The sequence below is a fragment of the Pseudomonas sp. IAC-BECa141 genome, assembly GCF_020544405.1.
Taxonomy (GTDB): Bacteria; Pseudomonadota; Gammaproteobacteria; order Pseudomonadales; family Pseudomonadaceae; genus Aquipseudomonas.
In genome coordinates this window covers 378913-392117 of the sequence record NZ_CP065410.1, presented here as the reverse complement: position 1 = coordinate 392117, position 13205 = coordinate 378913, and the positions used below count along the sequence as shown (strand labels likewise).

General features: G+C 61.6%; 10 protein-coding genes and 1 pseudogene. 4 read left to right on the top strand and 7 right to left on the bottom strand.

The features are described from left to right. Nucleotides 1-94: 94 nt before the first annotated feature. Nucleotides 95-664 carry a lipocalin family protein gene (locus I5961_RS01780; protein ID WP_085702695.1) on the bottom strand — a complete coding sequence of 190 codons (570 nt, stop codon included), beginning with the start codon at nt 662-664 and terminating at the stop codon, nt 95-97. A gap of 31 nt (nt 665-695) precedes the next feature. After that, nucleotides 696-950, bottom strand: a complete 255-nt coding sequence (locus tag I5961_RS01775) for a hypothetical protein (protein ID WP_007952486.1) — start codon at nt 948-950, stop codon at nt 696-698. A 282-nt stretch (nt 951-1232) separates the two neighbouring features. On the opposite strand from I5961_RS01775, the pseudogene I5961_RS28730 reads away from it, so the two are divergent. The 4 genes and pseudogenes from I5961_RS28730 to I5961_RS01760 form a co-directional block, all read left to right on the top strand. Further along, nucleotides 1233-2267: pseudogene (locus I5961_RS28730) on the top strand (cache domain-containing sensor histidine kinase); the annotation flags it as partial. Nucleotides 2268-2360: 93 nt separating this feature from the next. Continuing rightward, nucleotides 2361-3125 carry a methyl-accepting chemotaxis protein gene (locus tag I5961_RS28725; protein ID WP_371917923.1) on the top strand — a complete coding sequence of 255 codons (765 nt, stop codon included), beginning with the start codon at nt 2361-2363 and terminating at the stop codon, nt 3123-3125. Between the two features lie 124 nt (nt 3126-3249). After that, complete coding sequence (locus I5961_RS01765) at nt 3250-3522, top strand: type II toxin-antitoxin system Phd/YefM family antitoxin (RefSeq protein ID WP_039764708.1); 273 nt, start codon at nt 3250-3252, stop codon at nt 3520-3522. Continuing rightward, nucleotides 3519-3851 carry a type II toxin-antitoxin system RelE/ParE family toxin gene (locus I5961_RS01760; protein WP_227234161.1) on the top strand — a complete coding sequence of 111 codons (333 nt, stop codon included), beginning with the start codon at nt 3519-3521 and terminating at the stop codon, nt 3849-3851. Before I5961_RS01765 ends, I5961_RS01760 begins: the two co-directional genes overlap by 4 nt. A gap of 12 nt (nt 3852-3863) precedes the next feature. Here I5961_RS01760 and I5961_RS01755 read toward each other — a convergent pair whose 3' ends face one another. The 5 genes from I5961_RS01755 to I5961_RS01735 form a co-directional block, all read right to left on the bottom strand. Next, nucleotides 3864-4466, bottom strand: a complete 603-nt coding sequence (locus I5961_RS01755) for a DUF924 family protein (RefSeq protein ID WP_227234159.1) — start codon at nt 4464-4466, stop codon at nt 3864-3866. Nucleotides 4467-4469: 3 nt separating this feature from the next. Beyond that, nucleotides 4470-5480 carry a class 1 fructose-bisphosphatase gene (locus I5961_RS01750; RefSeq protein ID WP_085698074.1) on the bottom strand — a complete coding sequence of 337 codons (1011 nt, stop codon included), beginning with the start codon at nt 5478-5480 and terminating at the stop codon, nt 4470-4472. A gap of 195 nt (nt 5481-5675) precedes the next feature. After that, nucleotides 5676-7040 (bottom strand): DUF3999 domain-containing protein, encoded by a 1365-nt coding sequence (locus I5961_RS01745; protein ID WP_227234158.1) that lies wholly within the window; start codon nt 7038-7040, stop codon nt 5676-5678. Next, nucleotides 7037-10627, bottom strand: coding sequence for a DUF2339 domain-containing protein (locus tag I5961_RS01740; RefSeq protein ID WP_227234156.1), 3591 nt, complete (start codon nt 10625-10627; stop codon nt 7037-7039). The genes I5961_RS01745 and I5961_RS01740 overlap by 4 nt, the downstream gene beginning before the upstream one ends. Nucleotides 10628-10729: 102 nt before the next feature. After that, nucleotides 10730-13180 (bottom strand): glycogen/starch/alpha-glucan phosphorylase, encoded by a 2451-nt coding sequence (locus I5961_RS01735; RefSeq protein WP_227234154.1) that lies wholly within the window; start codon nt 13178-13180, stop codon nt 10730-10732. Nucleotides 13181-13205: the final 25 nt, after the last annotated feature.

The window sequence follows — 13205 nt, the reverse complement described above, 5'->3', positions numbered from 1 at the left end:
TGCAGCCCGGGACGCTCCGCGTCCCAAAAGCGGACGCAGAGCGTCCATTGAGGCATTCCCACGCGGAGCGTGGGAACGATCAGAACAGGAGAAGTCAGTTGGACGTCTTGGCCATCTGCTGATCCGACGTACGCCAGATCAGGCGCGTGGTGTCGTAACCCTGCTGGCGCGCCTTGCTCAACAGTTCCTCACGCACTACACCGTTGACGGTCGGCGTGCGCGACAACAGCCACAGATAGCGGCGACTCGGGTCGCCGACGAGAGCGGTCTTGTAGTCATCGCTGACGTACAGCACCCAGTACTGACCCTTCGCCACACCCGGAATCAGACGCGAGAACCAGGTATCGAACTCGACCCACAACTTGTCGGTCTTGCCCGGCACCTGTGGATAAGCCGTGCCTTTGACTTCTTCCCACGTCCAGTCCGCCGTCAGGCAGCGGTTGTACACCGCGACATTGCCGTCGGGCTTGAGGGAATATCGGGCTTCGGATTGTGCGCAATTGCGCTGGAAATACATCGGCAGACGCGCCAGTTCGTACCAGGTGCCCTGGTAACGCTTGAGATTGACACTGTTGACCGTCTTCGGCGCCAGCGGATCTTCACCGGACGTGGCGCAGCCGGCCAATACCAGGCCGGCCAAAAGGACAAGCAATAACCGCTTCATTGTTTTTCTCCCGTGGGCGCGGAGCCCCGGTTTACTTCAGGCCTTGGCCGGAAAACATCAGCACTTTGTCACCGGCGTACTGCACGCTGATAAAGCTGTTCTTGTCGCCCCAGGTGCAACTGGACATGCCGAGCGCGCCCGAGCAATCGGTGGGCTTGCCGAGCAGCGTCTCGACTTCAGCCTTGGCCATGCCGGCCGAGAGCTTCGAATAGTTTTCCTGATTGACCTTGCTGCATGCAGCCAACAGCACGCAAAACGACAGCAGGGCGATAGATCGCAGCGACATGGTGTAACTCCTGGAGCGGAAGGGGGATGGCATGGCGCCAACCAGAAGCTTAGAAGAGAAAACCCCTGTCTGGTTCCCTGGCAGGCCGGCTATTTGTTAACCCGCTCGTCCGGCTTTCGCCGATAAATCAGACAGTTTGTAAAGCTGTTGAGCATTTCGTCGCCTTTCGCAAAAGGCGCCTAATCTTTGGCGCGCGGCGGTCGAAATAAGAGCAGCGCAAAGCCCCAGAGTGTGGCAAATTGCCGCCCTTTCTTGACCAGCCCCTTCGCGGTAGCTCCCTTAATGACCAGAAACATGAAATTCAGCCACAAGATCTTGTTGGCTGCCGCCCTCGTGGTGGCCGTTGCATTCGCCTGTTTCATTTTGTTCAACGACTATCGCCAGCGCGAAGCCCTGCAAAGCAGCACCGAAGCGTCGATGCAGGAACTGGGCAGTCTGACCACCAGCAACATCCAGACCTGGCTGGAAAGCCGCATCCAGTTGCTGCAATCGATGGCGCAACAGGTCGTCGCCGACGGCAACGCCCCGGCCAGCCTGAAACGCATCATCGACCTGCCCTCCTACACCGGCAATTTCCAACTCAGTTACTTTGGCGGCGCCGACGGCGTGATGTTCTCGGTCCCGGCCGGCAACCGTGCGCCGGATTACGACCCGCGCGCCCGTGGCTGGTACAAGGCAGCCAATGCTGCGCAACAGACCATCGTCACCGAACCGTACATCGCCGCCTCGTCGGGCAAACTGGTGATCACCGTGGCCACGCCGGTGCAGCGCCAGGGCCAGATGATCGGTGTGGCCGGCGCCGACATTGATCTGTCGAGTGTCAGCGCGATCATCAACTCACTGAACTTCGGCGGCCACGGTCACGCGTTCATCGTCAGTGCCGACGGCAAGATCCTGATCCACCCGGACAGCAAACTGGTGCTCAAGACTCTGGCCGAGGCCTATCCCAACGGTGCGCCGAAAGTCAGCCCGGGCCTGAAGGAAGTCGAGTTCGACGGCAAGACCCAACTGATCTCCTTCACCCACGTCAACGGCGTACCGTCGGCCGACTGGTACGTGGCGCTGGTGCTGGACAAGGACACCGCGTTCTCGATGCTCAGCGAATTCCGTACCTCGGCGCTGATCGCCATGGTCATCGCCGTGGTGATCATCATCGCCCTGCTCGGCATGCTGATCCGTGTGTTGATGCAGCCGCTGCTGACCATGGGCCGCGCCATGCATGACATCGCCGAAGGCGAAGGCGACCTGACCAAACGCCTGATCATCCACGGCCACGATGAATTCGGTGCGCTGGGCTTGTCGTTCAACCGTTTCGTCGAGCGCATTCACACCTCGATCCGCGAAGTGTCATCGGCCACCGGGCAAGTCAACGAAGTCGCACTGCGCGTAGTCGCCGCGTCCAACTCGTCGATGTTCAACTCCGACCAGCAGGCCTCGCGCACCAACAGCGTGGCCGCCGCGATCAACCAGCTCGGCGCCGCCGCCCAGGAAATCGCCCAGAACGCCGCCCTCGCCTCGCAACACTCCAGCGACGCCCGCAGCCTGGCCGAAGACGGCCAGCAGGTGGTGGATAAAACCATCCACGCGATGCAGCAACTGTCGGCGAAGATCAGCGACTCATGCGGCAACATCGAAACCCTGAACAGCAACACCGTGAACATCGGGCAGATTCTGGAAGTGATCACCAGCATCTCCCAGCAGACCAACCTGCTGGCGCTCAACGCGGCCATTGAAGCAGCCCGTGCCGGTGAAGCCGGTCGTGGTTTCGCCGTGGTGGCCGACGAAGTCCGCAACCTGGCGCACCGTACTCAGGATTCGGCGCAGCAAGTGCAGAACATGATCGAAGAACTGCAAGTCGGCGCGCGTCAGGCGGTCGGCATCATGACCGAGAGCCAGCGCGAGAGCGAAAGCAGCGTCGGCATCGCCAACCAGGCCGGCGAACGCCTGGGCAGCGTGACCCAGCGCATCGGCGAAATCGACGGCATGAACCAGTCGGTGGCGACCGCGACCGAAGAGCAGACGGCGGTGGTCGAGTCGATCAACGTCGACATCAACGAGATCAACACGCTGAACCAGGAAGGGGTCGAGAATTTGCAGGCGACGTTGCGCGCTTGTGCGGATCTGGAGCAGCAGGCTGCGCGGTTGAAGCAGTTGGTGGGTAGTTTCCGGATCTAAGGCGTCCGAAGCTGTCTTCGCGCGTAAACCCGCGAAGACTGAACAACACGCTTGTCACCTCGGCCTGACTCAGGACTGAATTAAGACTAAACTCGGTCCTAGTCCACTGAGCGAGGCGCAGCCCGTGAAGCTTTCATCCCAGATCAAACCCATCAGTTACCTGAAAAGCCATACCGCCGAAATCGTCAAAACGATTAGCGAAAGCCGTGAGCCGCTGGTGATAACCCAGAACGGTGAAGCGAAGCTTGTAGTCATGGACGTCAAGAGTTTTGAAGAGCAGGAAGAAACAATGGCTCTGCTCAAACTGCTTGCCATGGGAAATCGAGAAATTGAGGAAGGCAAGTACAGGGACGTTGAAGACGTTTTCGCAGAGCTGGACAGGATCGACCCCCAATGAGTTTGAAGGTCGTTATTCTTCAGTCCGCCGAAACAGATCTCAAAGATCTTCGCACCTACCTCATCAAACAGTTCTCACCTCAAACCTGGCATAGCACTTATGCCAGCTTGAAGGTCGCTATTCGCAGTCTCGCATCCTTACCCTATTCAGGATCCATTCCCGAAGAATTAGAAAGACTGAACCTTGGTCAATATCGGCAAGTCATCTCTGGTTTGAATCGCATTATTTATGAAGTCCGAGAGCAGACTATTTATATCCATATCATCGCCGATACGAGAAAAAACCTGCCTGCACTCTTGATGAAGCGTTTGCTTCAAGGCAATCCCTGAGTCTGATGCAGCTCAGAAACTCGACCCCGGCTGCGAAAGAAACTCCAACTCCTCCACCGTAGACTCCCGCCCCAACACCGCATTGCGATGCGGAAACCGGCCAAACCGGGCAATCACCTTCTGATGCCGCTCGGCATAATCCAGGTTGTCGGCAAACACCCCGCGCTCCGCCTCCGGCTGTTCTGCCACCAGTTCGATGAATCGCGAGACGGCTTCATTCTGCACCGCGAGGTTTTCGCAGTGTTCGAAGACAAGGTAGATGAAGAGTCGCTGGATCGGTTTCAACTGCCGATCGAAGTCTGCAGCAATCCCCTGAGCAACCAGCTTCTGGGCCCGTAGATCACCGGAAAAAGCCTTGGGCGTATCGCGAAAGATCATGCGCGGGAGTTGGTCGAGCAACAGCACCACTGCCAGCCAACCTTCGGGACGTTGCGTCCACTCGGTCAATCCGCCAGCGAGGGCCTGATCGACAAAGACCCCGAAACGCTCACGCGCTTCGAGGTCCTGGCTGTCTTTCTTGCCAAACCACAACTTGCCCTGTTGCGCCGAAACTTCAGTGGCTGATTCGGCATGACCGAACCACCAATCGAGCAACGGCTGCCAGGGCGCGGTCATGGTTTATTCCTTGTGGTAAGCCGTGGCGCGGGCGACTTCTTCTTTCGAGCCGAGGAACACCGCTACGCGCTGGTGCAGGCCTTCAGGCTTGATGTCGAGAATGCGCTGGTGGCCGTCGGTGGAAGCGCCGCCTGCCTGTTCCACCAGGAAAGACATCGGGTTGGCTTCGTACATCAGGCGCAGCTTGCCCGGCTTGGACGGCTCGCGGCTGTCGCGTGGGTACATGAACAGACCGCCACGGGTCAGGATGCGGTGCACGTCGGCCACCATCGCCGCGACCCAACGCATGTTGTAGTTCTTTTTCAGCGGGCCTTCTTCACCGGCCAGCAGTTCGGAAACGTAGCGCTGTACCGGAGCTTCCCAGTGACGCTGGTTGGACATGTTGATGGCGAATTCCTGGGTGCTTTCAGGAATGGTGATGTCTTCGTGGGTCAGGACGAAGCTGCCCATTTCGCGGTCCAGGGTGAAGCCCTTCACGCCGTTGCCCAGGGTCAGGATCAACATGGTTTGCGGACCGTAGATCGCGTAACCGGCCGCGACCTGCTGGGTACCTGGCTGCAGGAAGGCCTTTTCGTTCAGGGCTTCGTTCTGGCTCAGGTATTCGTTCGGGCAACGCAGTACCGAGAAGATGGTGCCGACCGGGGCGTTGATGTCGATGTTCGACGAACCGTCCAGCGGGTCGAATACCAGCAGGTAGGCGCCTTTCGGGTATTTGCCCGGGATCTGGTAGGCGTTGTCCATTTCTTCGGATGCCATGCCGGCCAGGTGACCGCCCCACTCGTTGGCTTCGAGCAGGATTTCGTTCGACAGCACGTCGAGCTTCTTCTGCACTTCGCCTTGCACGTTTTCCGTGCCCATGCTGCCCAGAACGCCGCCCAGGGCGCCTTTGGACACGGCGTGGCTGATTTCCTTACAGGCGCGCGCCACCACTTCGATCAGGAAACGCAGATCGGCAGGAGTGTTGTTGCTGCGGGTCTGCTCAATCAAATAGCGACTCAGGGTAACGCGGGACATGGACGGCTCCGGTGGAATGGGGGGCTAAAAACCCGCGCAGTTTACAGGGAGTCTGAAACCGTAGCGAGCAATGACGCCCGGTAACGTGCGTCGAGTGCAATTCCTGCTATCAGACGTGATCGGACCTGGAGAGTTCAGGCACCGGATTCAGCGTAGTTGGAAACCCGACGGGTGTAGCGACCACACCCGTCATATTCAGGATTTGGCCGGTGGCTTGCGCAGCAGACTGAAGGCCATCGCCGCCAGAAACAGCACGCTGAGCAACAACACCGCCCACAGGCCGAATTTCTTCCAGTTGGTGTGGCTGGTCGCTGCTGCAGTGGCCGTCGAAGTCTGGGTCGCCAGCGCTTCGCCCTGCACCGCGGCCTTGCCCAGCGTGGCCAGTTTCTCCGGTTTGAAATCGGGAATCAGCGTGGTCAGCGGCAGGTTCGCCGTCTTCACGGTCGGATTGCCCAGCGCCAGGCTGTACGGCCCTTCACCACGGGCAAGGAAGATCACCTGCGTGGCGCGCACCGCATATTTCAAGCTCGGTGCCTGTTCGCCGAGGCCGCCGCCGCGTTCGTCGACCGTGAGCTTCAACTGCTGCACGGTCTGGCCGTAAAGCTGCAATTCGTTCTGCAGCACGTCCTGGCCATTCTGGGTCAGGCGATAGAGCAGACCGCTGCTCAGCGGTTGCCACGGCAGACTGCTTTCGCGACGTCCCGACAACGTCACCGGCGCCAGACTGTTGGCCTGCTTCAGTTCGACCTGCACCCGCTCGATGTTCAGCCCCATCGGCAACTGCCAGGTGTATTCCCCGGCTTTGCCGCTGCTGCCCGCCAGCGCCGGCGACCAGACCAATGGCAGCGGCAGGTGGCGCGGGTCGCTGCTTTTCAGTTGTGCCGACGTCAGCTCCGGCGCCGAGGCCGGGGAATCCCACAGCAGACGCAGATACCGCGCCGATTGCCCCGGCAGCGCCACTTCATGTTGCTCGACCCGTTCGTCGGCAAAGGTCAGGCGCGCGACCTGGCCTTCGCCCCAGGCTTGCCAGTGCTGCAAGTCGTCGCTGGCCTCGATGCTGAAACGCTGGAAGCCGTCGCGCTCGCTGGTCCAGTCGAGGATCAATTGCTGCAACGGCGCCTTGATCGCACTGGCGTCGAGCAGCCAGCCACGCAGCACTTCTTCACCGGCTTCGAGCTGGCTGGACGGCTGCACTTCCACTAGCGTGCCGGTGGTGGTGGATTGCACGCGAACGCTCGGCGCGCGCTCGGTCGCATCCGCCGAGTTGTACAGCGGGAACCACTTCACGTCATGTAACTGGCCGTCGTCGCGGGTCTGTGCTGATTCCCGGGCCAGGGCATAGGCCTGCGGCTCTCCGGCGGCATTGAACACCCGCAGATCGCTGAGATCGGTCTGACGTGCCTGCAACTGCACGCTCAGCGGCAGTTCGAGGCGATACCACGGGCCTGCGCCACTGACCGACAACGGCACCTGCGCGGCGAAGTCCGCCGGTTTTTCCTGGGCGCCGGCCGTCATGGCCACCCCCAGCAACAGCCAACCGAGATTAAGCTTGCGACTCAAGACGACACTCCTTCGGTTTCCGGGGCCGGTTTGTCCGCCGCCGGTGCAGCTTCGGCGCGTTTGGGCGGCAGCGGCGCAAAGTAGCCCACCACCAGCAGCAACACGCCGACGCCGATGAACGAGACGATCCGGGCCAGTCCGCCACGGTTGCTCAATTCGACAAAAATCAGTTTGGCCACCACCAGCGCAATCAGCGCCGCGCCGATCAGCCACACTTCGCGGCGATGGCGCAGGTGCCCGCCGATCATCAGCCCCAGCGCCATCAGCGTCCAGACGATCGACAACCCGGCCTGCACCAGCATCGATTCGAGCAGCAGATCCAGCTCGAACGGAATCCCCGCCCAATGGTGCGCGGCGCGGGTGACCAGCGCGGTGCAGAAGGCGAACAGCGAAACACCGGCAATCAGTTGCGTGGCGTAAGCCGCGTAATCCTGGCGGATCGACAGCTCGGCAACAGCGCTGCGCGACCAGACGTAAACACCGAACAACGCAAACAGCAGACCCAATTCCAGCGGGTTGAGCAGCGGCACATAAGGCAGCGGTTCGGCGTTGCCATCGCTGACGCCATTGGTCAGCCAGAACCAGACCAGCATCAGCACCGCCAGCGGCGCCGCCGCGTACAAACGGTACTCACGAGGGAACGCCGCCACCGGCCATGGCCAGTTGCGCGGCGCGGCCATCAGCAACAGATACACGCTTGGCAGAATCGCCCAGCCCAGCCAGCGCCAGGCGTTGTATTGCTCGGACAACAGCAGCAGGCCGTAACGCAATTCCAGCGCCAGCACGCCGATCAGCAGCCAGCAACCGAGTACATGCGCCGTGCTCAAGGCCCGCGCCGGCAGCATGGGCGCCAGACGCCGCAGGCTGATGAAATGCACGACGAACACCGCCGCCCACGCCAGCCAGCCGAAATTCGCCGCCGGGTGATAACGCGAATGCCACGCGGCGAGCAACACCAAACCGGCCGCTGGCATCAGCAGGGTGCAGAGCAGACCGAGAGACGGCCATTTCAGGCGCGAGGCCAACAGCGTCCACAACACGACGCTCAGCGCGGCGACCAGCAGCAACAGCGTCGCCTGCACATTCAGCGGCGCAAACCGCAGCACTTCACTAACCCACGCCAGCGCCCACCAACCGGCGCCCCACACCAGCAACACTTCGGACAACCGCTGCAAACTCAGCACATCGAAAGCCGAAGCGTGATTGCCCAGTTGCAGGCGCCACGCCCCGATCATCGCCGCCAGCCCCAGCACCAGCGGCGTCCAGAAACCGCCATGGGCCAGTGGCCGCAGACTTTCGCTGGACAGCGGCCCGAGCAGCTCGGGACCGGCCAGCAAGAACGCCGCGCCGCCGATCAGTTGCAACAACAGACCGAAGACAAAACTCACGCGCTGCCTGAGGTACAGACTGAGCCAGATGATCAGCAAGCCACTGGCCGCCCACACCGCACTCGCGGTTTGCCACGGCAGCACGAACAACACCGCCAGATTGACCAGCACCAGCCCCGCCAGCAGCACCACCGACAAACCGCGCAACAGCCGCACATCGCTGCGCACCATTTCGTCACGCGCCGCCAGCAGCATGCCGGCGATCAACGCCAGACCAATCAGAGAGGCGCTGAGCAAACCGCTCCAGCCAGCGCTGAACACGGCCGCCGAATCCTCGCCTGCTCCTTGCAGGCGCAGCAGGAACAACACCCCGCCGAGCAGTTGCACGGCAAACGCGGTGAACAGGAATGTACGCGATTGCAGGCGCAAGCCAACGAACAAGGTCACCAGTCCGGCCAGGGCCCAACTGATCGCCGTGAACTGGACGAAGAAAAACAGCGGCGCCAACAGATAGAGAAAAGTCAGACCGAGACTCGCCAAAACCGGCAGGCCTTGGCGCTCCCATGCCGAGGTGTGCTCCGCCGGGGTTTTACGCAATTGATAGAAACTGAACAACAGCGCAATGCCCAGCATCAACGCGCCCAACGGCGCACCGTCGAGCAGGCTGCTTTCACCGACACGTAACTGGCTGAGAAACGCCAGCGCCGAACCCAGTTGCAGCAGCAATGCGAAGGCCCGGGCCAACGGTCGTTGCTGACGCAAGCCCAGCCAGAAAATTCCCGCGCCCTCCACCGCCCACGCGGCGGAAGTCCAGCGCGCATCCAGCCCCAGCGGAATCGCCAGACTGGCGAAGATCACCCCGAGCGCCAGACAAGTCTCGCCCAGCAGCAACGCCCGGCCGCCCATCAGCACCCGGGCGAGGGTCATGTAAATCATGCCCAGCGCCAATGCGCTGAACGCGGCGGCGAATTCCAGATGCTGGATCAATGCGAATTGCAGTCCGAAACCCACCAGCGGCGGACCGAACAGCATCGTGCCGTCGACGTAGTCACCCTTGCGCGCCGACCAGTGCAGCAGCGCCTCACGATCGCTTTCTGCCGGGGCGTCCGGCATGTCCAGCAGCTTGCGCCGGGCGAACAGCAGGCCGATGGCCAGGTACATCAGGAAGAACAGAATCAGGAACGGCTCGGTGCTCCACAGCAGTTCCGGCGTGTACGAACGCAGGCCCCAGGCGAAACCGATGCCGAAGGTGCCAATGAAGCCGATCAGGTTGAGCAGGCGCCAGGCCTTGAACCAGGCGATGGCCAGAATGCCGGCGTTGAGCAGCGCGAAATAACTGAACAGCGCCACATGGTTACCGGCGCCGGTGGAAGTCAGGATCGGCGCAGCGAAACCGCCCAGCGCGGCGACGCAGGCCAGGGCAAGGGAATCCTGAGTGATCGCCAAAATGGCCGAAAACACCGTCACTGCCACCAGCAATCCCAGCGCAGCAGACGGATCAAGCAGCGGGTGCAGACGCATCGCCGCAAACACCGTCAGGTACAACACCGCAATCCCGGTACCTTGCAGCATCAAGGCGTAGCTGTTGTTGCGATGGCGCAACCACCAGCCCAGCGCCAGCAATCCCAGCGCCGCCGCTGCGACCCCGGCGTAACGCATTTCGATCGGCACCACCATGCCTTCGGTGGCGTAACGCAGCAGGAAGGCCAGACCGAAGAACAACAGCACCACACCGACCCGCAGCACGGTATTGCCACCGAACAGCCAGTTGCGCGCAGCGCTGATGCCGCGCTCGATAAGATTCGGGCCACGAGGTTCGGCAGGCGATTGTGGTTCGCGGGTAACGGGCTCCGGGCGCCAGGCATCGACCGGCAGCGGCTGTTCAGCTTCGCTGGCGGCGACGGCGACAGGTTCGAGTTCGGGTGGCAGCTCCCAGATCAGCTCGGGTTCTGCGCCAGAGGGTTGTTCAAATACCGTGACAGGCTCAACGACCGTTTCGCTGGCCGGTGCGACACTCGCCGGTGCCGGCGAATGTGCCGGAGCGCCCTCCAGCAGAAACAGACGCTGTTCGACGCCCTGCAACGCGATCTTCGCGTGATCCAGCTGACGCTGTTGCTCGGCAGCCTGTGAACCGAGCCGCGCGATGCGCATCGCCTGTCCGATGGCAAGCCCCAGTAACGCGCCCAACAGCGCATCGCTGAACGACTCGTCGAGCAGCCAGCCGAGCAAAAGCCCGATCAACATGAACATCCATTGCATGGTCGATATCCCTGAGCGGCCCCGTGGCGGGGCGAAACCAAGGCTCAGTATATCGGCCCGGCCCAACAATCGTGGGGCCGGGCGCACATTTGTCGCTAAAAGTTACTCCAGTGCCTTCCAGATATCCGTGGCGTACTCGCGGATCGTCCGGTCGGACGAGAACCAGCCCATGCGCGAGGTGTTCAGCACCGCCGAACGCCACCAGTTATTGGCGTCGTGCCAGAGCGCATCGACTCGCATCTGCGCTTCCCAGTACGAATCGAAATCGGCGCAGACGAAGAACCGGTCGTAATCCACCAGCGAATCGATCAGTCCGGTGTAGCGCGACGTGTCGTCCGGCGAGAACACCCCGCTGCGGATCGCCTGCAGCACGTCGTTGAGGCGATGGGACGCGGCGATGTCCGGCAATGCGCTGAACTCGTGGTTCTGCTTGCGCGCCTCGACCTGCTGGGCACTGAGGCCGAAGATGAACATGTGCTCGGCGCCGATGTTTTCGCACATTTCCACGTTGGCACCGTCGAGCGTGCCGATGGTCAGCGCACCGTTGAGGCCGAACTTCATGTTGCTGGTGCCCGAGGCTTCGAAACCGGCAGTGGATATCTGCTCCGACAGGTCCGCCGCAGGAATGATGCTTTCCGCCAGACTGACGTTGTAGTTGGGCAGGAACACCACTTTCAGCAGCCCACGCACGGTCGGGTCGTTGTTCACCACCCGGGCGATGTCGTTGGTCAGTTTGATGATCAGCTTGGCCTGGTGATAACTCGCCGCCGCTTTGCCGGCGAAGATTTTCACGCGCGGCACCCAGTCGATTTCCGGCTCGGCGCGAATCGCCTGATACAGCGCGACCGTATGCATGAGGTTGAGCAACTGACGTTTGTATTCGTGAATCCGTTTGACCTGCACGTCGAACATCGCTGCCGGATTGACCGCGATCCCCAGCCTTTCATGAATCAGGTACGCCAAGGCTTTTTTGCTGTGCAACCGTTGCTCGGCGAAGGCTTTGCGAAAGGCTGGTTGTTCGGCGAACGGCTCAAGATCGAGCAATCGCTGTTCCGGGTTATCCAGGACGTCCGGGCCGAGGGAATCGACCAGCATCGATGTCAGTTCAGGGTTGGCCTGGTACAGCCAGCGGCGGAAGGTAATGCCGTTGGTCTTGTTGTTGATCCGCTCCGGATACAGCTTGTGCAGTTCGGCGAACACGGTTTTGCGCATCAGTTGCGTGTGCAGCCCGGACACCCCGTTGACGCTGTGGGAGCCGAGGAACGCCAGGTTGCCCATGCGCACCCGGCGCCCGTTGTCTTCCTCGATCAGCGACACCGCGCGCAGCACGTCGAAATCGTGGATGCCCTTGGCCCGCAGCGAATCGATGTGCTGGGCGTTGATCAGGTAAATGATCTGCATGTGCCGCGGCAGCATGCGTTCCATCAGCCCCACCGGCCAGGTTTCCAGCGCTTCGGGCAGCAGCGTGTGGTTAGTGTACGACAGCGTATCGACAGTGACTTGCCATGCCGCATCCCAGGCCACGTCGTAGACATCGACCAGTTGCCGCATCAGTTCGGCGACGGCGATCGAAGGGTGCGTATCGTTGAGCTGGATTGCCGCGTGATCGCCCAGCGTCAGCACCGAGGTGTGCATGTTGCGGTGACGGCGCAGCAGATCCTGAAGCGAGGCTGCGACGAAGAAGTATTCCTGACGCAGGCGCAGTTCCTGCCCGGCTTCGGTGCTGTCCGCCGGGTAAAGTACGCGGGAAATACTTTCGGCCCGGGCCACTTCGGCGACGGCGCCCAGGTGGTCACCGGCGTTGAAGCGCTCCAGGTGCAGGTCTTCCATGGCCCGGGCCCGCCACAGACGCAAGGTGTTGACGCTCGCCCCGCGCCAGCCGACCACGGGGGTGTCGTAGGCGATGGCCCGCACGGTTTCCGCCGGATGCCAGACCTGTTTCGATTTGCCTTCGTTGTCGGTCACGGTCTCGACGCTGCCGCCAAAGCCGATCGGATAGACCACCTCTGGCCGCTCGAACTCCCAGGGGTTGCCGAAATCCAGCCAGTGTTCGGTCTGTTCCTGCTGCCAGCCGTCGACGATGGCCTGGCGGAACAGCCCGTGTTCGTAACGAATGCCGTAGCCGTGGCCGGCGATGCCGAGGGTCGACATGCTTTCCATGAAGCACGCCGCCAGCCGTCCGAGACCTCCGTTGCCCAGCGCCGCATCCGGCTCCAGGATGCGAATGCGCTCCAGATCGACGCCCAGTTCGGTCAGCGCTTCACGGGCGACGTCCAGCAGACCTAGGTTGCTCAGGCTGTCGTACAGCAAGCGGCCGATAAGGAATTCCAGCGAGAGGTAATACACCCGCTTCTGACCTTTGCGGTAGATCTGCCGGGTGTGGTCCATCCAGTGCTCGACCATGTGATCGCGCGCCGCCAGGGCGATGGCTTCGAACCAGTCATGGTCGAAGGCGTGATCCGGGTCTTTGCCCACCGCGTAGGTGAGTTTGGTCAGGACGGCGTCGCGGAATGCGGCCACCTCTGCTTCGCGAACTAGTGGTTCTTGAGTCATCGATAGGACCTCGAGCGAGCGGGAA

What these genes read in the sequence shown, in the direction of transcription:
- I5961_RS01780 (WP_085702695.1), bottom strand. Translation starts at nt 664, where the DNA reads ATGAAGCGGTTATTGCTTGTCCTTTTGGCCGGCCTGGTATTGGCCGGC.
- I5961_RS01775 (WP_007952486.1), bottom strand. Translation starts at nt 950, where the DNA reads ATGTCGCTGCGATCTATCGCCCTGCTGTCGTTTTGCGTGCTGTTGGCT.
- I5961_RS28725 (WP_371917923.1), top strand. Translation starts at nt 2,361, where the DNA reads ATGTTCAACTCCGACCAGCAGGCCTCGCGCACCAACAGCGTGGCCGCC.
- I5961_RS01760 (WP_227234161.1), top strand. Translation starts at nt 3,519, where the DNA reads ATGAGTTTGAAGGTCGTTATTCTTCAGTCCGCCGAAACAGATCTCAAA.
- I5961_RS01755 (WP_227234159.1), bottom strand. Translation starts at nt 4,466, where the DNA reads ATGACCGCGCCCTGGCAGCCGTTGCTCGATTGGTGGTTCGGTCATGCC.
- I5961_RS01750 (WP_085698074.1), bottom strand. Translation starts at nt 5,480, where the DNA reads ATGTCCCGCGTTACCCTGAGTCGCTATTTGATTGAGCAGACCCGCAGC.
- I5961_RS01740 (WP_227234156.1), bottom strand. Translation starts at nt 10,627, where the DNA reads ATGCAATGGATGTTCATGTTGATCGGGCTTTTGCTCGGCTGGCTGCTC.
- I5961_RS01735 (WP_227234154.1), bottom strand. Translation starts at nt 13,180, where the DNA reads ATGACTCAAGAACCACTAGTTCGCGAAGCAGAGGTGGCCGCATTCCGC.